The sequence below is a fragment of the Agrobacterium sp. AGB01 genome, assembly GCF_014851585.1.
Classification (GTDB): domain Bacteria; phylum Pseudomonadota; class Alphaproteobacteria; order Rhizobiales; family Rhizobiaceae; genus Agrobacterium.
Genome location: NZ_JACVAB010000004.1, coordinates 420523 through 442697, shown reverse-complemented (window position 1 = coordinate 442697; position 22175 = coordinate 420523). Strand labels below are relative to the sequence as shown.

At 55.9% G+C, this 22175-nt stretch carries 19 protein-coding genes; 16 read left to right on the top strand and 3 right to left on the bottom strand.

What is annotated here, in order from left to right; all coding sequences use genetic code 11:
• Positions 1 to 11 precede the first annotated feature (11 nt).
• The 16 genes from IB237_RS16825 to IB237_RS16750 all read left to right on the top strand — a co-directional run bounded on the left by IB237_RS16825 (position 12) and on the right by IB237_RS16750 (position 15847).
• Entirely contained in the window at positions 12 to 1223 is a 1212-nt protein-coding gene (locus tag IB237_RS16825) for an ABC transporter substrate-binding protein (protein ID WP_192489829.1), read from the top strand.
• 110 nt (positions 1224 to 1333) lie between these two features.
• A complete protein-coding gene (locus IB237_RS16820) occupies positions 1334 to 2134 on the top strand; it encodes an N-acyl homoserine lactonase family protein (protein WP_192489828.1) in 801 nt (266 codons plus the stop codon).
• A 79-nt stretch (positions 2135 to 2213) separates the two neighbouring features.
• On the top strand, positions 2214 to 2540 hold the full coding sequence (locus IB237_RS16815) for an NIPSNAP family protein (RefSeq protein ID WP_192489827.1): 327 nt from the start codon (positions 2214 to 2216) through the stop codon (positions 2538 to 2540).
• 70 nt (positions 2541 to 2610) lie between these two features.
• Positions 2611 to 3486: an NAD(P)-dependent oxidoreductase gene (locus tag IB237_RS16810; protein ID WP_192489826.1), complete on the top strand. Its 876-nt coding sequence runs from the start codon at positions 2611 to 2613 to the stop codon at positions 3484 to 3486.
• 9 nt (positions 3487 to 3495) lie between these two features.
• Positions 3496 to 4932, top strand: a complete 1437-nt coding sequence (locus IB237_RS16805; RefSeq protein ID WP_192489825.1) for an aldehyde dehydrogenase family protein — start codon at positions 3496 to 3498, stop codon at positions 4930 to 4932.
• Positions 4933 to 4992: 60 nt separating this feature from the next.
• On the top strand, positions 4993 to 5418 hold the full coding sequence (locus tag IB237_RS16800) for a carboxymuconolactone decarboxylase family protein (protein ID WP_192489824.1): 426 nt from the start codon (positions 4993 to 4995) through the stop codon (positions 5416 to 5418).
• Positions 5419 to 5529: 111 nt separating this feature from the next.
• Positions 5530 to 6429, top strand: a complete 900-nt coding sequence (locus IB237_RS16795; protein ID WP_192489823.1) for an NAD(P)-dependent oxidoreductase — start codon at positions 5530 to 5532, stop codon at positions 6427 to 6429.
• Positions 6430 to 6433: 4 nt separating this feature from the next.
• Positions 6434 to 6823 (top strand): cupin domain-containing protein, encoded by a 390-nt coding sequence (locus tag IB237_RS16790; RefSeq protein WP_192489822.1) that lies wholly within the window; start codon positions 6434 to 6436, stop codon positions 6821 to 6823.
• A 123-nt stretch (positions 6824 to 6946) separates the two neighbouring features.
• On the top strand, positions 6947 to 7636 hold the full coding sequence (locus tag IB237_RS16785) for a GntR family transcriptional regulator (RefSeq protein WP_192489821.1): 690 nt from the start codon (positions 6947 to 6949) through the stop codon (positions 7634 to 7636).
• Between the two features lie 377 nt (positions 7637 to 8013).
• On the top strand, positions 8014 to 9036 hold the full coding sequence (locus IB237_RS16780; RefSeq protein ID WP_192489820.1) for a substrate-binding domain-containing protein: 1023 nt from the start codon (positions 8014 to 8016) through the stop codon (positions 9034 to 9036).
• A gap of 109 nt (positions 9037 to 9145) precedes the next feature.
• Positions 9146 to 10639: a sugar ABC transporter ATP-binding protein gene (locus IB237_RS16775; protein WP_192489819.1), complete on the top strand. Its 1494-nt coding sequence runs from the start codon at positions 9146 to 9148 to the stop codon at positions 10637 to 10639.
• Positions 10636 to 11580: an ABC transporter permease gene (locus IB237_RS16770; protein ID WP_192489818.1), complete on the top strand. Its 945-nt coding sequence runs from the start codon at positions 10636 to 10638 to the stop codon at positions 11578 to 11580. Before IB237_RS16775 ends, IB237_RS16770 begins: the two co-directional genes overlap by 4 nt.
• Position 11581: 1 nt before the next feature.
• Positions 11582 to 12550: an ABC transporter permease gene (locus IB237_RS16765; RefSeq protein WP_192489817.1), complete on the top strand. Its 969-nt coding sequence runs from the start codon at positions 11582 to 11584 to the stop codon at positions 12548 to 12550.
• 3 nt (positions 12551 to 12553) lie between these two features.
• Positions 12554 to 13576 carry a LacI family DNA-binding transcriptional regulator gene (locus IB237_RS16760; RefSeq protein ID WP_192489816.1) on the top strand — a complete coding sequence of 341 codons (1023 nt, stop codon included), beginning with the start codon at positions 12554 to 12556 and terminating at the stop codon, positions 13574 to 13576.
• A 40-nt stretch (positions 13577 to 13616) separates the two neighbouring features.
• Entirely contained in the window at positions 13617 to 14666 is a 1050-nt protein-coding gene (locus tag IB237_RS16755) for a sugar phosphate isomerase/epimerase (protein WP_192489815.1), read from the top strand.
• Between the two features lie 11 nt (positions 14667 to 14677).
• Positions 14678 to 15847 carry a Gfo/Idh/MocA family protein gene (locus tag IB237_RS16750; RefSeq protein WP_192489814.1) on the top strand — a complete coding sequence of 390 codons (1170 nt, stop codon included), beginning with the start codon at positions 14678 to 14680 and terminating at the stop codon, positions 15845 to 15847.
• 293 nt (positions 15848 to 16140) lie between these two features.
• On the opposite strand, the gene IB237_RS16745 is transcribed toward IB237_RS16750, so the two are convergent.
• From IB237_RS16745 to IB237_RS16735, 3 genes are all read right to left on the bottom strand, one after another.
• Entirely contained in the window at positions 16141 to 16815 is a 675-nt protein-coding gene (locus IB237_RS16745) for a response regulator transcription factor (protein ID WP_192489813.1), read from the bottom strand.
• A 186-nt stretch (positions 16816 to 17001) separates the two neighbouring features.
• Entirely contained in the window at positions 17002 to 19062 is a 2061-nt protein-coding gene (locus tag IB237_RS16740) for an ATP-binding protein (protein ID WP_192489812.1), read from the bottom strand.
• Between the two features lie 213 nt (positions 19063 to 19275).
• A complete protein-coding gene (locus IB237_RS16735) occupies positions 19276 to 22089 on the bottom strand; it encodes an autotransporter domain-containing protein (RefSeq protein ID WP_192489811.1) in 2814 nt (937 codons plus the stop codon).
• Positions 22090 to 22175: the final 86 nt, after the last annotated feature.

Genomic DNA, 22175 nt, shown 5'->3' with positions numbered 1-22175 from the left:
GGAGTGAACACATGAAAAGCAATGCAAAATTCTTTCTGACAGCAGCACTGGCATCAACAGTGCTGAATGCCGGTTTGGCGCAGGCCCAGACGGCAGAACCAATCCAGATTGGTTTGATCGCGCCGACATCGGGCATTTATGCCCGTCCGGGTCAGGTCATGAAAATGGGCGCTGAAATGGCAATCGAGGACGTCAATAAGGCCGGCGGCATCGCTTGCCTCGGCGGCGCGCCTCTACAGCTTGTAACTATCGATTCAGGCGATTCCGTTGAAAAAGCCACCAACTCTGCCCAGCGCATGGTTGCGGACTTTCCGGGCCTTGTCGGTGCGACCGGCGCTTATCTGAGCTCGTTCACGCTTGCGGTCAGCGAAGTGACGGAACGTGCCAATCTGCCGCTTCTGACTTTGTCTTATTCCGACCTCATCACCAGCCGCGGTTTCAAGAACATCTTCCAGACTTCTGCGACCGCGGGTGTGCAGGCACAAATCGCATTGCCGATCATCCTTGATCTTGCCGAGCAGCAAACCGGCACACGTCCAAAGACCGTGGCAATCATCACCGATAACACGGCTGCATCGCTCGCCTCTGTTGATCGCATGAAGAAGGGTCTTCTGAAGGATGTTGGCCTTGACCTGTCCTTCGAACAGGTGTTCACGCCGCCGCTGGCGGACGCGACCTCGCTTGTGCAGCAAGTGCGGCAGCAAAAGCCGGATCTGCTGTTTTTCCTGCCGACGGTTATCTCCGACAGCAAGCTGATCCTTGAGAAGATGAAGGAGTTCCGGGTCAACACACCTGTGGTTTCCTTTGGTATTGCTATTGCCGAACCGGAAGTACTCAACACCATGCAGGCCGACTTGCTTGAAGGCGTGATGTCAGCGGTGGCGAACTGGGGCACCAAAGGTCAGGAAGACCTGATCAAGCGTCTGAACGAAAAGTATGGCGAGCCATGGATGACGCAGAATGCCATCTCGACCTATGGCGATATCTGGTTGTTCAAGGATGCACTGGACAAGAGCTGCAGCCGAGACCGTGCGGCTCTTGGCGAAGCGTTGAGAACGCTGAATGCCGGACCGGCCAAATATTTCCCCGGTGGTACGCTGAGCTTTGACGACAAGGGTCATCGCGAAGGTGCTAGCCTGACGATCATCCAATGGCAGAAGGGTATTCCGGTTACCGTTTACCCTGATGATCTGGCGCTTGCCAAGCCGATCTGGCCGAAATGATGAAGCTAGCCCGGACATCGTGTCCGGGTGATGACGTCATAACCGGGGCGGTTCAACCCGCCCCGGCTCTGGATACTGCGCCGCGCGGCTGCAAGCGTAAAGAGGATGGAATGGCTGACGAGACATATGAAGTTCTTGCCGTGAAATATGCCCATAACGGGCGGCAATCTTCGCAGAATTTCATCGGTGGTGATGAACATGACCGGCCGATGCCACTCGACTATTTTGTGTGGGTGATCCGCAATGACAAGCGCACCATCATTGTCGATACCGGCTTTAATCCGGACAGCGGCAATCGCCGAGCGCGCGAACTGACCACTCCCGTCAATCAGGCCCTTTCGGCCGTGGGTGTGGATTGCGCCAGCGTACAGCATGTCATCATTACCCATATGCATTACGACCATGCCGGCAACAACGACATGTTCCCCAATGCCTGCTTCCATATGCAGGAAAGCGAGATGCAATACGCGACCGGTCCCTGCATGTGCCACCACACGCTCAACCACCCCTATGAGGCCGAGGATGTGACGGGCATGGTGCGCCGCGTTTACGCAGGCAAGGTCGCTTTTGCAAATGGGGACGACCAGCTTTTTCCCGGCGTTTCCGTACATCATATCGGTGGCCATTCGCGCGGCCTGCAATGCGTGCGTGTCAACACGGCGCGGGGCGCCGTCGTGCTCGCCTCTGACGCGACCCACCATTACGCTCATATGAATTCCGGTCGAGTTTTCCCGACCTGCGACAGCGTTTCAGAGACGATCGCCGGCTACGGACGGCTGATGCAGCTGGCCGGTGAGAAGCGCCTGATTGTTCCCGGGCACGATCCGGAGGTGCTCAAACGATATCCGGCTTACAGCAATCAGACCGAAGGCATGGTTGCCAAACTGGATGTCGACAAATTAACAATCTGATCGGTAATTTTGTATTATTGACATATTGTATTACTGCAATGTAACGTAAACTTGATTGATGATCCGGGAGGAAAATCCGATGATCCTTGAAATGCGTGTCTACTACTGCGCCCCCACCAGACTGCCAGCTCTTCTCGACCGTTTCCGCAACCATACGCTCGGCTTCTTCGACAAATATGGCATCGAACAGGTGGGTTTCTGGACGACGCTTATCGGCAGTGACAATCACACGCTCGGTTACATTCTCAAATGGAACAGCATGGCGGAACGTGAAGAGCGCTGGAACGCGTTTCAGGCCGACTCTGACTGGATCGCTGCGCGTGCGGAAACTGAACGCGAACGCCCGATCGTTGCACGGGTGGAAAACAGTTTCCTTGCTCCAACGGATTTTTCCGCCCTGCGTTAACGGCAGGTTTTAATACCACTTCCGGCATTGGGCCGGAGCGCGATGAAAACAGGTGAGGTTGGACAATCAGATGGCCGGAAAAACAATAGGCTTCATTGGATTGGGAATGATGGGCGCGCCGATGTGTGCATGCCTGGTTAAGGCAGGATTTCGCATTCTGGTGGCGGACGCAGATCCGGCGCGTGTCAGCGCGATCTGTGATGACCTATCCGTATCGCCACTGACGAAAGATGTGGCGGGTGAGGTTGATGTTCTGATCACCATGCTGCCGAATTCCAAGATCGTTGAAACGGTTCTTCTGGAAAATGGTTGGGCAGCAGCGCTGCGCAAGGGCTCGCTGGTCGTCGACATGAGCTCGTCCGAGCCGGTGCGGTCGCGTGATCTGGCGGCAACGCTCGAAGCGCAGGGGCTGGAATATCTTGATGCTCCGGTTTCCGGTGGCGTCAAGCGAGCCCGAGAGGGCACACTTGCCATTCTCGTGGGTGGCAAGGAAACAGTGAAAGCCGAGACCATGCCGGTGCTTGAAGCAATGGGCGGCTCCATTCTGTTTATCGGTCCGGCCGGGTCTGGCCATGCGGCCAAGGCGCTCAACAACTTCGTGTCAGCGTGCGGGCTGATGGTGACGGTTGAGGCGCTGCATGTTGCACAGCGCTTTGGCATTTCGCCTGAGGCGATGACGGATGTGCTCAACGCCTCATCCGGCAAGAGCAATACGTCTGAAAACAAGGTCAAACAATTTATGTTGTCGGGCACCTTCGGGTCCGGTTTTTCACTGCATCTCATGGACAAGGATCTGGGCATTGCCCGTGCCTTGGCGCAATCGGTTGATTATCCGCTGACATTCGGACGAAACGGTATCGACCTCTGGCATGAGCAGGCAAGCGAGGTTGGCCCAACTGCCGATCACACCGAAATGTACCGCCTGCTCGAGCAGGAACAGGATTGAGGTTTTGCCATGATCGTCCTGGACAAGTTTTATATTGATGGTGACTGGGTTGAGCCAGTTGGTGGCAGGACCATGGATCTCATCGATCCCTCGACCGAAAAGGTTGTCGGTCGGCTGTCGCTCGGCAATGAAGCGGATGTCGACAGAGCCGTGGCGGCCGCCAAACGTGCAGCACCTGCCTTCGCCGCCACGACCGTCGAAGAACGCATTGCTTTGCTTGAGCGGATCCTTGCTGCCTATAACAGTCGTTATGATGAGTTTGCCGAAGCGATGCGTGTGGAAATGGGTTCGCCCATTACCTTTGCAACAAAGGGGCAGGCGGCGCGTGGACCTTTGCATATCGAGGCGCTGCTGAAGGTCCTGAGAGACTTTCGTTTCGAAGAGGATATGGCTAGCGGCACGCGCCTGCGACACCAGCCGATTGGCGTCTGTGGTCTGATCACGCCTTGGAATTGGCCGGTCAATCAGGTCATCGTGAAGGTAGGGCCAGCACTTGCTGCCGGCTGCACGATGGTTCTGAAGCCCAGCGAATTCTCCGCCATCAGCACGGTTGTGTTTGCCGAAGTCTTGCATGAGGCGGGTGTGCCTCCCGGTGTCTTCAATCTCGTCAACGGCGATGGTCCAACGGTTGGCTCTGCCATTGCAGCGCATGACGACGTTGCCATGGTGTCCTTTACCGGTTCGACCCGTGCTGGCATCGAGGTGGCACGGGCAGCGGCCCCGACGGTCAAACGGGTCGCGCAGGAACTGGGCGGCAAGTCGGCCAATATTCTGCTTGATGACGTTGATCTTGAAGATGCTGTGCGTCGAGGCGTGGCGGCCTGCTTTACCAATTCGGGCCAATCCTGCTCGATCCCCACCCGTATGTTGGTGCCCGCGCATCTGATGGATCGCGCGTCCAAAATCGCAGCGGACGCAGCAGATGCCTATCGTCTTGGACCGACGGATGCCGCCGATACCCAACTCGGCCCGGTCGTCAATCGCAGCCAGTTTGATCGTGTCCTGAGCCTCATCAACAGTGGTGTGGCAGAAGGAGCAACACTTGTGGCTGGCGGTGCTGAACGTCCCGAAAGTCTACCAGATGGTTATTATGTTCGTCCGACAGTCTTCAGCGATGTTGGGCCGGACATGACCATTGCGCAGGAAGAAATCTTCGGCCCGGTTCTGTCGATCATTCCCTATCGGAGTGAAGACGAAGCCGTCGCCATTGCCAATGGCACATTTTATGGCCTTGCCGCCTATGTCCAGTCGGCAGACCGCGAGCGGGCGCGGACTATTGCCCGGCGGCTCAATGGTGGTCAGGTGCATATCAATTATCCGCCCGCTGACTTCGGTGCGCCATTCGGTGGTTTTGGCCGCTCGGGCAATGGCCGCGAATGGGGCGAGGCGGGACTGCGCGAATATCTCGAAACCAAGGCGATGATTGGATACGGAGCCGGCGAATGAGCACGGTCATCCAGGTCAGCCCGATAGCAACAACAGTGATAACGAGGGAGGCACATCGGAATGCCAACTGAAAGCGAAATCTTCGCCAAAGGGTTCCAGAACCGCAAACGCGTGCTGGGCGCAGCCCACGTCGAAAAGTCGTGGGAAAATGCTGACGATTTCAACCGGCCAGCTCAAAGGCTCGTGACCGAATATTGCTGGGGCGAGGTCTGGGGCGACGAACGGTTACCGTTTGAAACCCGTAGCATGCTCAATCTCGCCATGCTGACGGCCATGAATCAGCACCACGAACTGGCGGTGCATGTTCGCGGCGCCTTGCGCAACGGCGTGACACCAGACCAAATCCAGGCAGTTTTGTTGCAGGCCATGGTCTATTGCGGCGCTCCGGCGGCTCTTGCCGCATTCAGAACTGCCAGCACGGCCATAAAGGAGTGGCAGGCAGAGCAGGCAAAGGCTGGTGAAGCCTTGAACGGAAGCGGCAAATGAACTGTCCGCGCGCCAGTGCCATTGGCGATGGATGAGCGTGAGTGAGGAAAACGCGCCCGCAATGCCAGCATTCTGGCAAAGGAATTGGGTGCTGTGTCGAGGATAAGCAGGATGTCTAATCCGCAAGTGGGATTTATCGGACTTGGCAATATGGGAGGACGCATGACGCGCTGCATCGTGGCAGGCGGCGTCGAAGTCCTCGGTTACGACAAGGATGCGCAGGCAGCAGTACGGTTTGGTGCGACACCGTCCCAAAGCATTCGGGAGGTGATGGAAGGCGCAGATATTGTCCTGCTTTCTTTGCCTGACAGCGTCGTGATCGAACGTGTCGTGGAGGGCGAGGATGGAGTTCTCCAGCATATCCGCCCCGGACAAGTCGTTGCGGATATGAGCACGGCGTCGGCCGCCTCGACCAAAAGACTTGCCCGCCTTTTTGCGGAAAAGGGTGCGTTCATGATTGACGCCGGAATTTCCGGTGGCGCTGCCGCTGCCGAAAAAGGCGCCCTGACGCTAATGGTGGGCGGCGACCCCGGTGCCATTGAAAGGTTGCAGCCCGTATTTTCGCTGATTGCCAGCACGGTGATCGTCATGGGCGACTGCGGCGCGGGTCACACCGCCAAGCTTCTCAACAATTTCCTCAACGCCGTCAGCCTTGCTGCGACGGCGGAAGTCATGGTGGCGGGCAAGAAGGCCGGTCTTGATCTGCACAAGCTGCTGGATGTGCTCAATGCTAGCAGCGGCGTTAACTTCGCAACGCTGAACCGCTTCCCTAAGATTGTCGACGGTGATTATCTGGAAGGCGGCCTGACCAGCAAGCTGATGACCAAGGATGTTTTGCTCTATTGTGACATGTTACACGAACTGGGCGTTTCGTCTCTCAATTCTGCCGGGCCCATGGCCAGCTTTGGTCTTGCGACTGCGCTTGGTTATGGCGATGTGATCAGCAATCGCGTCGTTGATGCAATCGGTGACATTTCGGGCGGCGTTCGCCTGCACAACAAAAAGGACTGATGTGATGAAGATTTTCCATGGCCGCCAAACTGGCGCGGTTTCCGAAGTTAGATCTTCGACATTTACGGGAACGGTTCATGCTGACCCGATCATGCCGACGACCGATGGCGTGACAATCAACAATGTGTTCTTCACGCCCGGTGCACGCACCTACTGGCACACCCATGAGACCGGGCAGGTGCTGACCGTTGTTGCCGGCGAAGGCTGGGTATGTGTGGATGGTGAACAAGCTCAACGTATTCGTGTGGGAGACATTGTCTGGATTCCAGAGGGAGAGCGTCACTGGCACGGTGCAACGGCCACGAGCTACCTCCTTCACACTGCCGTTTCTATCGGCAAGACCGTGTGGGAAGAAGAAGTGACCTCCGAGCAATTCGCATCTGCAGGCGCCTGATCACCGTCCGGTACGGCATTCCACGTGTAGGCTACGGGTCTTTATCGTCGGCGGACACAACTTGTTACAGACCTGCGGATCATGTAAATGTCGGATGGTCATAATGTAATATAGGGATTACTGATGGTTGTGCGAGGGGTTGCCTTGCAAGCGGATACGCTCCGCCGGCAGATAGAAAACGCCGTACGGGACGGTATCACCTCGGGTCGTTATGCTCCGGGCAGCCGCCTCGTTGAGCGTGAATTGTGCGAGGAGCTTGGCGTCAGCCGGACTTCTCTGCGGGAGGCACTGCGCAAGCTCGAAGCCGAAAAGCTGGTGGAAATCGTCCCCCACAAGGGGCCAGTTGTCGCCAGCATTTCGCTTGAAGAAGCCGGCGAAATTTACGCGCTTCGTGAATTGCTGGAAGGTTTTGCTGCCCAGGAATTTGCAACGCGTGGCACGGATGAAGACTTGAATGCCTTTGGCCGTGAAGCGGCGGTTCTGCGCGGCCACGCACTTGCTGGCGAAACGGCCGAGGTGCTTGAAGCCAAAAGCCGTCTTTATTCGATCATGCTCGGGCGCTGTGGCAACACATTGGTGCGCGAAGTATTGCAGAGCCTGTTTTCTCGCATCAATATTCTGCGCGCAACGTCTCTTATGCATCCCGAACGTATTTCCCAGAGCCTTGCAGAAATCGATGCACTCACGAAGGCTTTACAGTCACGCGATGCCGACGCCGCACGGAAGTACGCCTCGCAACACGTCAAGAACGCGTCCATTGTTGCTCTGAAGTTACTGGGTGAACAGCAGCAGGCGGCCTTAGTGGACAGCTGAGGCGTCCCCAAACAATACAATCGTCTTCTCGTCGTCACGACGGATCGTTATCGGAGTGTCCTTTCAATGCTGTATCAGCAATGAAAGGACACTCCGCTTTTACTGAATTGTCAGTCACTGACACTACGGTTCAATGCCGGGATGTTGCGCGCCTACGCATAACGTATGGCTGCCGTAAAATCACGCCTCGCTACAACTACGCACATCAAATTTGCCGCGCCTATTCTCTGAACAGGCTGCTTTATTTCATCTTTTAGCCTCTAGCCCCAGCGACAACAAAACAGGCGTAATAGGATTGACTCGGTCGTGAAACCGGTTACATTCATCGATGTAAACGGTTTCATAGTGTATATCCGTGCTTGGAGGAGCAAAATTTCATGTTTAGACATTTGATGGCTGCCGCTGCGATGGTGCTTGCGGCCGGTACGTCCGTGTACGCTCAGGAGCAGAGCTTCAAGATCGGTCTTTCCAACTCGTTTGTCGGCAGTGAGTGGCGCACGCAGATGATCGAAGAGGCTCAGGCTGCTGCAAAGGCTTGGGGCGATAAGGGCGTCAAGGTCGAGGTTGTTGTCCAGAGCGGCAATGTCGATGTGCAGGGACAGATTGGCCATATCAGGAACTTCATGAACCAGGGCGTTGATGCGATCCTGATCAATCCGGGTAGTCCGACTGCTTTTGACCCGATCTTTGCGCAGGCCAAGGCACGCAACATCCTCGTTATCGCGACAGATGCGGAAGTGTCCTCCAAGGATGCCATCTATGTCGGTATCGACCAGAAGGCATGGGCTGCACAGTCCGCGCAGTGGCTTGCAGATACATTGCAAGGCAAGGGCAGCGTTGTTGCGATCAACGGCATTGCAGGCAACCCTGCCAACGAAGCCCGCGTCGCCGGTTACCGCGAAGTGTTCGCCAAGTATCCTGACATCAAGGTTCTGAATGAAGCCAATGCCAGCTGGGACCAGGCGCAGGGCCAGCAGGCCATGCAGAACCTTCTCGCAACCTACCCTGATATCAGCGGCGTCTGGGTTCAGGACGGCATGGCTGATGGTGCATGGCGCGCAATCGAAGCCGCCGGCAAGGCAAAGGACATTGCTGCGACGGGTGAAATCCGCAAGGACTTCATGACCCGCTGGGAAGCCGAAAAGTTCAATTCCGGTGCTTCGGTCAACCCTCCCGGCGTTATGGCCAGCGCACTGAACGTTGCTGTGCTGAAGCTGCAGGGCAAGGAATTCAAGGACGGTGTTTTTGGCGGTACGTATGGCAACGCCATCTACATTCCGATCCCCTTCGTGAACAACGAAAACCTGGCGGACAACATCAAGGCTGCAGACGGCAAGCCAGGCTACTGGTCTGTGACTGCAACCGTGACGCCTGAACAGGCTGGCGAGTTCTTCAAATAAAATGGCCTTCGGGCTGGTGGTTATCGCCAGCCCGAATTTCACTATTCGAATGCGGACCATGTGTGTTTTCCCATGTCCGCCAATGACAAGTACAATTCGGAGACATGCGATGGCGAACGCTTTGGAAGCGGCCGGCATAACGAAGAATTTTGGTGCCGTGCGTGCCCTGACAGCCGGTAAGCTGACGGTCGGCCGTGGTGAAATCCACGCGCTGCTCGGCGCTAATGGTTGCGGCAAGAGCACGCTATGCAAGATTGTGGCGGGTGCAGTAGCCCCGACCAGTGGTGCCATCAAGTTCAACGGCAGCGAAGTACACTTCAAAAGCCCGCGTGACGCCGAAAATGCAGGAATTGCGCTTTTTTATCAGGAGTTGAGCCTGATCCCGCAATTGTCCGTGGCCGACAACATCTTTCTCGGGCGAGAGCCGAAGCGCGGCGTGTTTGTCGATCGCAAGGCCCTGATCGCCGAGGCGCGCAAGTTGATTGCACTGTTTGAGGGTGTTGCCGGCGAAGGGCTTGAGCCGGATGCGATTGTCGGCAACTTACCGCCGGATCAGCGCCAGCTTGTCGAAATTCTTAAAGTTTTTGCGCAGAACGCCAGCCTGATGATCATGGATGAGGCAACGGCAGCACTTGACGGCCGCCAGTCACAGCGTTTCTTTGAAATTCTCAGGGCCAAGAAGGTCGATGGTGTCTCCACCATCATGATTTCCCACCGTCTTGACGAAGTATTTGCCGTTTGTGACCGCATCACCGTGATGAGAAACGGCGCGACGATCTCTGAACTCGATACCTCCACGACCACCCGTGAGGCCGTCGTGCATGACATGGTCGGCGATGTTCGCGCCGCACCGGCTCGCCAGCAGGGACGTTTGGCCGCTCCAGCCAGCCTGAAGGTCGAAGATGCTACCAGCACGGGCGTGCGTGGTGTCACACTTGAAGCCTATCCGGGTGAAATCCTCGGTCTGGCTGGTCTGCAGGGGCAAGGTCAATCGGCCCTCTTGAAAGGCCTGTTCGGTGCCAATCCCTTTACATCCGGGGATGTGCAGTTTGCTGGCCAGAAGGTGACCATCGCCAAGCCGGCACAGGCCGTCCATAACGGTTTCGCCTATGTCTCTGGAGACCGTGGCCGTGACGCCTCCCTTCAGGGGCGTTCGATTTTTGAAAATCTCGTCGCCGCTTTGATGGTGCGCGAAAAGAAAAAGCTGATCCGCCCTGCCTCGCTGAAACCGCGTGTGCAGAAAGTTGCTGACGATATGAAAACGAAGTTTGCCGGCATGGATATGCCGATCGGCACGCTTTCCGGCGGCAATCAGCAGAAGATATTCATTTCCCGCTGGCTGGCCACCGCACCTAAGCTGTTGTTGCTGGATGATCCGACCAAGGGCATCGATCTTGGCGCCAAGGCAGACCTTTTTGCCTTGATGCGCCAGCAGGCCGATGCCGGTGCGACCATCCTTTTCTACTCGTCCGAGGACGCAGAAATTCTCGAATATGCCGACCGTATTCTGGTGTTCAACGGCGGTCGTATTTCGGCAGAACTGACCGGAGCAGACATGAACCCCATCAACATGACACGCGCCGCCTATGGAGACGCCGCATGAGTTCGTCCGGTATCTTACGCAAGCAACCCTGGATTATAACGCTTGTCGTTCTTGCTATTCTTGTTGCGGTCAACACGTTTTTGCAGCCGTCCTTCATTCAGCCGTCGGTGTTGCAATCCAACTTGACGACATTTCTTCCGCTCATCCTCGTTGCCATCGGCCAGACCTATGTCATTCTGGCTGGCGACATCGATTTGTCGGTGGGTAGCATCGTGGCACTTGCCAATGTTGTTACGGTCAGCGTGGTTGCGGCGCTTGGCGGGTCAGCCGGTGCTGTGTTTGCAGGAATGGCGGCAGGTTGCGTCGTTGGTCTGATGTGCGGACTGGTCAATGGCCTGTTCATTTCCGGTCTGCGCTTCCAGCCGATTGTCACGACCTTTGCCACGGGCATCATTTTTGCCGGACTTGCTATCTGGGTGTTACCACAGGCTGGTCTTCCCGTCCCTGAAGCCTATTGGCAAACCTATTCCGGCAGCTTCATCGGCTTGCCATTTGTGGTGTGGGTTCTGTTTGCCGGTATTGCCTTCACACTGATCGTGTCGCGTATTCCGTTTCATGTGCATCTGTTGGCGGTCGGCGGTAATCGCACCGGTGCCTTTCAGACTGGTCTTCGTCTTTCCGGCATTCGCGTCGGTGCTTACATGATCTCCGGTCTGTTTTCGGCGCTGGCGGCGCTCTGCCTGACCGGTGAAACCGCATCAGGCGACCCATTGCTGGGCGCAAGTCTGGCGCTGTCGTCCATTTCGGCAGTGGTTTTGGGCGGTACGGCGCTTTCTGGCGGGTTTGGTAGTTCGACCGGGTCGATTGCTGGCGCGCTGGTGCTTGGCATGATCGGCAATGTGATTTTCTTTGCGGGCCTGCCCTTCGAGTACCAGACATTGGTGCAGGGTTTGATTGTGCTGACGGCGCTTGCCGGTGGCGTTCTGGTGACGAGGCGTTGATATGACCAATCCGGGCTTGCAAATCAAAACTCTGCTCACCGATCCCTTGACCATTGCCATTGGCGCATCTGTTTTCCTTTTGCTGGTTGGCGAATTCTTGTCGCCGGGATTCGCGCAGGGCTCGCAGATCGTTCGTTTGCTGACCATTGCCGCCATTCTCGGCATCGTCGCGGCAGGCCAGAACCTCGTTATCCTCGGCGGACGTGAGGGCATCGACCTTTCAGTCGGCGCCATGATCTCGCTGGGCGCTGTCCTAGCTGGCAATATGATGAACGGCCAGAATGCCGGTATTCCGCTCGCCATTCTGGTCGCTGGCGGCATTCCGTTCCTGATCGGCCTCATCAACGGCATCGGCATTACCTTCGTGCGTATTCCTCCACTGGTCATGACACTTGGCATGACGGCGGTGATCCAGGGCGGACTTGTGGTGTATTCGCAGGGCGTGCCATCGGGTGCGGCAGCGCCGCTGCTGGCCGGTTTCATCAACCGTCCGCTGATGTTCGGCATTCCTGGCGTGCTTTTCGTCTGGTTGGGCATTGCGGCGATCATGCTGTTCATGCTGCGCAGAACGGCGTTTGGATTTGCCATTTACGCTATCGGTTCAAACGAACGCGCAGCGACTTTGGTCGGCCTGCCGGTTTCCCTGATCCGCACGCTGCTCTACGGCCTGTCCGGTCTGTTTGCAGGGCTGACCGGGGTCTGCGTGATCGGTTACACCGGCACGTCCTTCATTTCGGTGGGCGATCAATATGTCCTGCCATCGATCATCGCCGTTGTCATTGGCGGCACATCACTGGCGGGCGGCGCCGGTGGATATGTCGGAACAATGGCCGGAGCTGTTGCGCTAACCATCCTGCAAAGCGTACTGATTACACTCAATTTAGATGTATGGGCCCGGCAGATCATATTCGGTGTCACGTTACTTGCGCTGATGCTGCTTTATGGCCGCCAAAAGCAGCTGCGTGTGTAACAGATGAGCAAAGAACAAGGTTCGAATATCCGGGAAGTTGCAGCCATTGCGGGCGTGTCGATTGCGACCGTGTCGCGCGCGCTGCAACAACCCGACAAGGTACGCCCGGAAACCCGGAAAAAGGTTTTCGATGCCGTGAGGCAAGCGAACTTTGTGCCCAATGCCCAGGCCGCCAGTTTCCGGCGCCAATCCAACAACACCGTCATTCTCCTGGTCCGTGATATCGGCAACCCGTTTTATCTCGAAATCTACAAGGGTGTGGAAGAAGCGGCCAGCGAAGCTGGATACAAGGTTCTGATGGGTGATGCCCGCAACGATGTGAGCCGGGTAGCAAATCACATCGATATGGTCCGGCAGAAACATGCCGATGGGCTGATCCTGATGACTGGCCAGTTTCCGAGAGAGCTTTTGGATCAGGTTGATAACCTGCCGCCAATCGTCATCGCCTCGGAAACCGTTGCCGGCATCGCGCTACCAACCGTCAAGGTCGACAACCGCGCTGCATCCAAAAATGCCATGCGTCACCTCATCGAAGCCGGGCACAAGCAGATTGTGCATCTTGCCGGTCCGTTCCCGGAGACGTTGGCGCAAGAGCGTTTTGATGGCTACCGCGATGCTCTCACCGAGGCCGGGATCGATTACGATGAGACTTTGCTTGTCAGCGGTGACTACAGCATCGAAAGCGGCCGTCAGGCAATTACCGGCCTTCTGGAGCGCAGTATTTACTTCACAGCCATCTTCGCATCGAGCGACCAGATGGCGATTGGTGCGATCAGCGAATTGCGGGCGCGTGGCCTGTCGGTGCCGGGTGACGTATCGGTCACCGGTTTCGACGACATCATCTTCGCCAATGCGTTCGAACCACCGCTGACAACGGTGCGCCAACCTCGTCAGGAAATGGGTCGCAAAGCCATGGCGCTGATGGTTGAGCGGCTGAACGGCAAACGGACAGCCGAGACAATCGTAATGGACACAGAACTGGTGGTGCGCGGCTCGGTGGCGCGCTGCCGACCGCGGCAGCCTTAGCTGCGATACCTGAAATTGTGAATGCAAGGAGAGTATGGATATGAAGACGATCAAAGGCCCGGCGATTTTCCTCGCGCAATTTGTTGGAGACGAAGCCCCCTTCGACACGCTCGACAATCTCGGCCAATGGGCAGCTTCGCTCGGCTACAAGGGCATTCAGGTGCCGACAGATCCAAAACTCTTCGATCTGGAAAAAGCTGCGGCTTCCAAGGCCTATTGCGACGATGTCAAAGGTCGCCTTGCCGAACTTGGTGTCGAAATCACCGAGCTTTCCACTCATATTCAGGGCCAGCTTGTCGCGGTTCATCCTGCCTATGACGAGTTGTTTGATGGTTTTGCGCCGGCTGAATTGCGCGGAAAACCGCAGGCACGGCAGGAATGGGCCGTCAATCAGTTGAAATATGCGGCGAAAGCCTCGCAGCATCTCGGTCTTTCAAGCCATGCGACCTTTTCCGGTGCGCTGGCATGGCCGTTTGTATATCCATGGCCGCAACGTCCGACTGGCCTCGTTGAAATGGCCTTTGCCGAGCTTGCCAATCGCTGGAAACCTATTCTCGATACGTTCGATGAGAACGGCGTTGATCTCTGCTATGAGCTGCATCCCGGTGAAGACCTGCATGACGGCGTGACCTTCGAGCGTTTTCTGGAAGCGACAGGCAATCACGCACGGGCCAACATCCTCTACGATCCGTCCCACTTCGTGCTTCAGGCGATGAACTATCTGGATTTCATCGATATCTATCACGAGCGTATCCGCGCCTTCCACGTCAAGGATGCCGAGTTCAATCCGACCGGCCGATCCGGAGTTTATGGCGGCTATCAGGGCTGGGTTGACCGCCCGGGCCGGTTTCGTTCGCTGGGCGACGGGCATGTCGATTTCGGTGCAGTGTTTTCCAAGCTCACCCAATATAACTTCGACGGATGGGCGGTTCTGGAATGGGAGTGTGCCCTCAAGCACCCGGAAGATGGTGCGCGCGAAGGGGCAGACTTCATTCAAAACCACATCATTCGCGTGACCGAGCGGGCATTTGACGATTTTGCCAAAAGCGGGGTGGATGAAGCCGCCAACCGTCGCATCCTTGGTCTGTGAAAGGTAATCCCATGTCAGTAGGCACAAAAAAATTCGACAGCCGTCGTATTCGTCTCGGTATGGTCGGCGGCGGTCAAGGTGCATTTATCGGCGCGGTTCACCGTATCGCAGCGCGACTTGACGACCGTTATGAGCTGGTGGCCGGGGCGCTCTCATCCGATCCTGCCCGCGCCAACGCCTCGGCCGTGATGCTCGGTATTGAAGCAGATCGCTCCTATGCTTCGTTTGAAGATATGGCTGTGGCTGAAGCGGCGCGCGCCGATGGTATCGAAGCCGTCGCCATTGTGACACCAAATCATCTGCATTTTGCCCCCTCCAAGCTTTTCCTGGAAAAGGGCGTCCATGTCATCTGCGACAAGCCGGTGACTGCGACGATCGAGGAAGCCAAGAAGCTGGCCGAAATCGTCAAGGCGTCCGACAATTTGTTTATTCTGACGCATAACTACACCGGTTATGCCATGTTGCGTCAGATGCGAGAAATGATTGCCAACGGCGCCATCGGCAAGTTGCGTCACGTTCAGGCGGAATATGCGCAGGACTGGTTGACGGAGGCCGTAGAAACAACTGGCGTCAAGGGTGCTGAATGGCGCACGGACCCCAGCCGTTCTGGCGCGGGCGGCGCGATTGGCGATATTGGCACACATGCTTTTAACGCTGCCGCATTCGTCACCGGTGAAATTCCCGAGAGCATCTATGCTGATCTGACATCCTTCGTGCCCGGACGGCAACTGGATGACAGCGCCAATATCCTGTTGCGATACGCCAGTGGTGCCAAGGGTATGCTGTGGGCCAGCCAGATTGCCGTTGGCAACGAAAATGCACTTTCGCTGCGTGTCTACGGCGACAAGGGCGGGCTTGAATGGCACCACCGCGTGCCAGACGAATTGTGGTTCACGCCCTATGGCGAACCGAAGCGGCTGATTACACGCAATGGCGCCGGGGCAGGCCCTGCCGCCAACCGCGTCAGCCGCGTGCCATCTGGCCACCCGGAAGGATATCTGGAAGGGTTTGCGACGATCTACCGTGAAGCCGCAGATGCTATCATAGCAAAGAGGGAGGGGAATACATCGTCTGGGGAGGCGATCTTCCCCGGTATTGACGACGGCCTAGCAGGGCTTGCGTTCATTGATGCGGCAGTGCGATCCAGCCAGACAACGTCTTGGGTCGGGATCGACATCTAACGCGCATTCTATCTGAAACAGACGAGCTAACACATTTGAGGACGTTGTCGAGAGCGGTCTTATTTGACTCGAAAACAGAATGCGTCATCTCGGCATGGTCGATGGTGAGGTGACGGTTTTGCCAACCAGATCGTCACCAGTCTGACTGAAGACTGCGTCGCAACATCCGGCGACCGTGTGGTGTTCGGCGCTGCCTAATGGCCCGAATGCTCTCGCGGCGAACTGCAATAACGCGGAGAGCCCGGGTGATTGGCCGGGCTCTGAATGAACCGCACCAGTGGAAGCTGAGGTTCTTAGCGGAGAGTGATTTCGCCGGAGAGCTGAAAACCGACACCATGTATAACATGGATGGGCAGTTCGGCACCGCTTTCGCGCACTTTTACGCGCAATCGCTGCAAGACGGCGTCCAGACTGCGGGTGTCCGCAAGCGTCTGATATCCCATGGCGAGACCGAGTTCGTGGCGGCCAATGATCCGCTTACTGTCTTCTGCCAATTTTGAAAGCAATGTCGCCTCACGGCCAGACAGTTTGATGACCGTGCCCTGCGGAGAGGTGAGCCGCTGGCCGACCCGGTCTATCGACCACTTGCCGGTAGGCCGGGCAGGTTGTGCATTTTTGTCGCTTTGGCGAAGCCGGTCGGCCAGATTTTTGATGGCAAACACCAGCTCCTCACCATCAACAGGTTTTGTCAGATAGAGATTTGCGCCTTCGGAGTAGCCGCGAAGTTTATCGTCCCGCAATGTGCGGGCGGTCAGCATGATGATGCCAATATTGGTGGTTTTCTTCAGGCGCTGCGCTATCTCAAATCCACTGGTATCCGGCAGATTGACGTCGAGTATCGCGACGTCAAAATCCTCCGTGCCCAATGCCAGGTCAAATTCCTTGCCGTTTCCCACGGCTGTGACGGCAAAGGTGTTCAACCGCAGAAAATCAGTCAATCCCTGCTTCAGATCAAGGTCGTCTTCCACGAGTATGACTCGGACCGGCCCATTTCCGCTTTGACGCGTGGCATGAGTTGGTGGGGTAGATACTGGGGGCATTGAACTGACTTTTGACTGTGCATTACGGGCTGTGGTGAGCGCGTGGTGATAATCACGCGGCGAGTGCTCCAATCGAAACCGATGGATTGGACGCATATTGATTTGACTGATAATTCACGCCAAAACGGGCAAAACAATGGTCGCTTCAGTGCCACCGTCTTTACCGCTTGAAAGTGAAAAGCGTCCCGCATGGGCGTCTGCGGTACGTTTGACAAGTGACAGGCCAACGCCTGTTCCCTCTATGTGAGCAGAATTTGTGCCTCGTGTGTGGTTCTCGATCAGGTCTTCAACGACCTCTGCTTCGATACCTATTCCTTTATCCCTAACCCGGAAATGCACAGTCGCGTTATCCCTGAAAACGTCCAGCCAAACCTGTGTTGATCCAACCGGGGCGGAAAACTTGAATGCGTTTTCGAGCAGGTTGATAATTGCCAACTTCAGCATTTCGCTATCGGCGCGAATGATTGCCTGTTCGACGTCCGGGGCGATTGAAACATTCAAGGTTATGCCGTGCAGCAAGTCACGCGCACTTATGACCGCGCTCATGGCGGCATTGCTGACGCTGATCTCTGACAGTGCTGGCTGAAAGGCTGGGCCTTGCAGTTTGCTTCTGGTGAGATTGACTTCCAAAACCTCGACCAGCCGCGCAACGCCGGTGTGGGCGCGGTCTAGTCTCTGCCGATTGGCCTCATCGTCTTTTGGTAAGGTCAGGCCAATGCTTTGCAGGTTGGTTCTGATCACGCCGAGCGGCGTACGATACTGGTGGGAAATGACTTCCATGAACCGGACTTGCTGTTCCTGTGCCTGCAGTTCGGCGCAGAGTGCCTGTTCGGCCACCCGTTTTGCTTCCACCAGCTCCCCCGTTCTTTCGCGAACAAGATCATTGGCATGTTGTTCGGCGGCACTTGCTGCTTCCAAAGCACGGCGATCGGCGTTGCGAGCAGCTGTTTCTGCGTTGCGCAACCGGACCGCCAGCGAGCCGGTTAAGAGTGTAAAGTGGGTTATGCTGGTTGCGGCATAAGAGCCTGCCACCCAGCTGGGGAGTGAGAGAATGCCATACCGTTGGCTGTTCGTCGCAATCAAACCTGCCCAAAGCAGGCCGAACGCCGCGGAGTTAAGGCCAGTTTGTGCATTGGGTTGCCGAAGGAAATCGATAAGGGCGACCGACATGGCCATTGTGGTGAGAACCAGGATGACCGGTCCAGCCAAAAGCACGAAAAAGCGGTTTACCCCGAAAAGCACGCAGAAAACACCGATAATGCCGACAATGGCTGCAAAGCGGAAATAGAGATCGATCTTCGGGTAACGTGGATCGAGGTCCAGAATGGCTCTTATCGATAGGGCACCAGCGGTCAGGCCGAACCAGGAGGATGTACTCGACAGGTAGTCGTTACCGAGCCCACCACTGTCGAAAAACAGCAGTCGCGCCATGCCGAGCGCGCCAAAATAGGTCGAACTGACAGCCAGAATGTCCAGCATCAGGAAAATGTAAAACTTCTTTCTGTCGAAATAGAAAAAGAACAGTTGGATAACCAGCAATACGCCCATGCCACCAAACCACATGCCACGAATGAGGTTCTGGACGATTGATCTGTAGTCATAATAGTTTGGTGATAGCAGTTCCGCCGAGACGTTGAGGCTGGCGTCCTTGTTGTGCGCCCGGATGTAAATGATCCGCGTCTGGTCTGGAAATAACTCTAGAGGCAAGACGTTTGCCGACGTATTGAAGTTGGCATTCAGGCGTGGCGAATGATCGCCCATCTCGAAGCGGTCGAAATCCGCCTCCTGCATTCCGGGTTTTTCAACGCCGACATAAACTTCCAACTCATCGGTAAAGTTTGGCATGATCGACAGAAGAATATCCTGCGGTCGCTTCACGCCTGCTGGCAGTGTCACGGCAAATCGCAACCAGGCGGAGGTCCGCACGAAGCCAAGATTGACGTCGTGGCCTTCAATCGGTGCAAACAATGCCTGGTGTTGCAACATATCCTGCAACGTCAGTTTTTCGTTCTTGACGAGTGCGACATCAATAAAGCCATCCAAAGGCACAGAACCATAGAGGTCGGCAGGAACTTGCTGAATGCGTACGCCGTCCGCGGTCTCGCCCGCGAGCAGAGAGCTGGCGCTGATAATCAATGCTGTCAGCGCGGACAAGAGAAGCTTTGTTATCGACACGAACTGCAAGGCCTGTTCATTTAATGGTTCTGTCCGATCGGTGCCTGTGACGGCACTAATGCGAATGTTTTCGCGTCGCCCGGTACGGTGATGTTGTCAAGCTCAGGAAGGAGATGGTGTGAGAAAATCTCGACTTTTGCAGGGTAGGCCTGTGGATGTCTTGGGAATGAAGAGAGCGGCGTAAACCGCCGCTCTCAATGGTGTATTCGGATATCAGAACTTCACGCGCAGCTTTGCGTTGGCACCGTGATCGTATGCGTTTGAGCCGATCTGCCCGTTATAGGTGAAGCTCAGTGTCGATGCCGGGGTGATGGTCAAGTCCACACCTGCCTCGAGCAGAGCTGCATTGCGGTCAACTGGCGTGCTGGTCACGGAGAAGCTGTCACCCGTGGCAAAACGAGCCGAGGATACCGGGTCGACATCACCAAAGGCATGCATCCAGCCGATGGTGCCGCGTGCCACCGATGCTACACCGGCAATGTCCAGATCTGTTGATGCACGCAGACCCACAGTGGTGAAGGTCGTGTTCATCGAGGAATCGTCAACCGTCAGGGCTGCTGTGCCGCCTGTTTCGGTAAAGCCATCCGTTCTGGTGCGCGAATGCGCCAGGGCTGCAAAAGGCTCCAGTGCGGACTTGCCGACGTCTAGACGGTAGGCCAGTTCGCCATAGGCATTGAAGCTGCTGCCGTCATAGTCACCCGACAATGTCTGGCCAAGCGCCGTAATGGTACGGCTCGTGTCGACATTGTGCCAGGTGTAATTCAGGCCTGTGCGGAATGCGACCGGACCCCACTTTGTGCCAGCGTAACCGCCAAGGTGATAGTTGGTGCTGGCACCATTGCTGCTGTCCGTGTCGAAGAATGAACGGCTATAGCCGCCGAGTACACCAACGCGCCAGTCGCTACCGACCATCATGTCGCCACCGAAGATCACCCCGCCATTGGCCGTATCCGTATCGGAACCGCCGTCAACGCCGCTGACCTTACCCCAGGAACCAAAACCGTTGACCCAAGTGGCGAAACGATCGGTATCGAAGGCTTCCTTGGGCTCGAAAGCCGCAAAACGTTCGTCCTTTGCTGCTTTCTTCTCTTCAGCATAACCGAGTGCCATCGAAGAAGGCGCCGCAACACCGTCAGTCACGGCGCGAACACGGCTGTTCAGGGCGGTGTTTACGGCGCGGTTCGTCTGGGTGAAGGCACCTTGTGCCGTCGCATAAACATCACCGGAAAGCTGCTGGTAAGCCTGCAGAGCGTCGTCTTCGCTCAACGGCAAAAGGTCGTTGTAAAGGCTAAGCGATGCGCTGCCTGGCGTCTGATCCAGACTGTCGAGTGCGCCTGCGAGCGACTTCTGATTGCCAGTTCTTGCAACCTTGCTGAATGGGTTCAGGTTGGTGCCAGAGTTGCCGGAACCCTTCACCGAGACATTCAAATAGGCATTGTAGTCGTCGTAAGACGTGGTGATATCAAGAAACGCGGACGTAGTGTTGAGGATGTCCGAAAACTGCCCGGTCAAACCGTGATCGGTCTCAATGATCTTGTATTTTTGCCCAGTCTGGTAGCTCGTTGCATCGTCCAACGAGGTCACTTTGACCTTTGCTGCGTCGTAGATCGAAGCTGTGCCAGTAACTTTTGTCAAATCGCTCGATGCGTGACTTAAATCGACAGCATATGTGGATCCGTCTTTCAGCGTCAGGTCCCCATCGATCGTCAATGTGCCGATCTGGTTGTGGAAAGGGGCTCCGAAAGTCGCCATTCGGCTGTAGATAATGGTGTTCAAGCCGCCTGGAGAAAGAATACCACCATCTGAGACGGTTGTTGAGCCGATGGTGCCTGTGCCACCGATCGTGCCGCCATTGTTCACTTTGACTGTGCCACCAAGCACATTGCTAACCAGCAAGCTGCCGCCATTGACATTGGCCACGCCGGAAAAGTTGGCGCTGCTACCGGTGAGTGTCGTGACGCCAGAGAGGTGCTTTATGTCACCGTTTCCTTTGATTCCGGCGGAAAATGTGTAATTGGCATCGGTGTGATTGAAGACGATCGAGCCTGAAGTGCCTGAGCCAAATGTAATTGAGTCAGTCTTCAAGGTGCCAGCTGCAGCGGCGAATTCGGTTTCGGCAGCACCAATGTTTAGAGTGCCTTTTGACCCGGGCGCTGAAGCAATAAAGGTTGTGCCGTTATAGCTACCATCTTGCTGCTGCGCGCCGACGGTGACGACAGCTTCGTCACTGATGGTCAGCGTGCCGTTGCCTTGATAACCAATAATCAAACCACTGCTGTTTATCCACAGAGACTCCGAACCGGTTACTGTTACATCGCCGGTGCTATTGGCGGAATTTCCAATGAAACCAGTAATATTTTCCACAACGCCGCCGTCGCTGACATTGAGTGTGCCATCAGTAGTATATCCGACGTAGATATTGTGGTGATCAATCCATCTGGAACCATTACCGGTGACGTTTACGACGCCGACAGTGTCTGCAGGATAACCGATCATACTAGTCGTACTTTCGACCAATCCACCGTCTTTAATATTCAGCGTTCCGTTGCCAACAAACAGCGCACCTGTATTTATCCAAGTTGATCCAGTACCTGACACGTTGACTTTGCCGGTGGTCGTCGCCTTTTGAGCGATGTAGCCCAGTCGATTTTGTACGACGGCGCCATTTTCGATGTTGAGTTCACCATTTCCGTTAACGCCGACGGTGAGAGGCTCGGTGGTTTCCCATCTGGTCCCATCTCCCGTGACGGTCACGATACCTGTATACCCAGCGCCAAATGCGATGAGGCCATCACCGCTGGTTACAGTTGCGCCGTTTGAAATTGTCAGATGTGTATCCGCGTTATTCGATACAAACAGTCTACCTGTAACAGCTTTGTCTGCTGTGATTGCGTGATTTCCACTATTGAAAGCTTCGTCAGCCCAAGCAAAGTTTGGCGCGGCGAAAAGTACTGTCGATGCAAGTAGCGTGTTGCGGCTGATTTTCGCTACCTTATTAAACCGCCGGCCTATGTTGACTGGCGTCATTGAATTCTCATGCATGTCTGCCCCCGCAGAATAGACATTGAAGGCACCTTGCCCCCAATGAGCGATATGTTCGCGCTATGCATGAG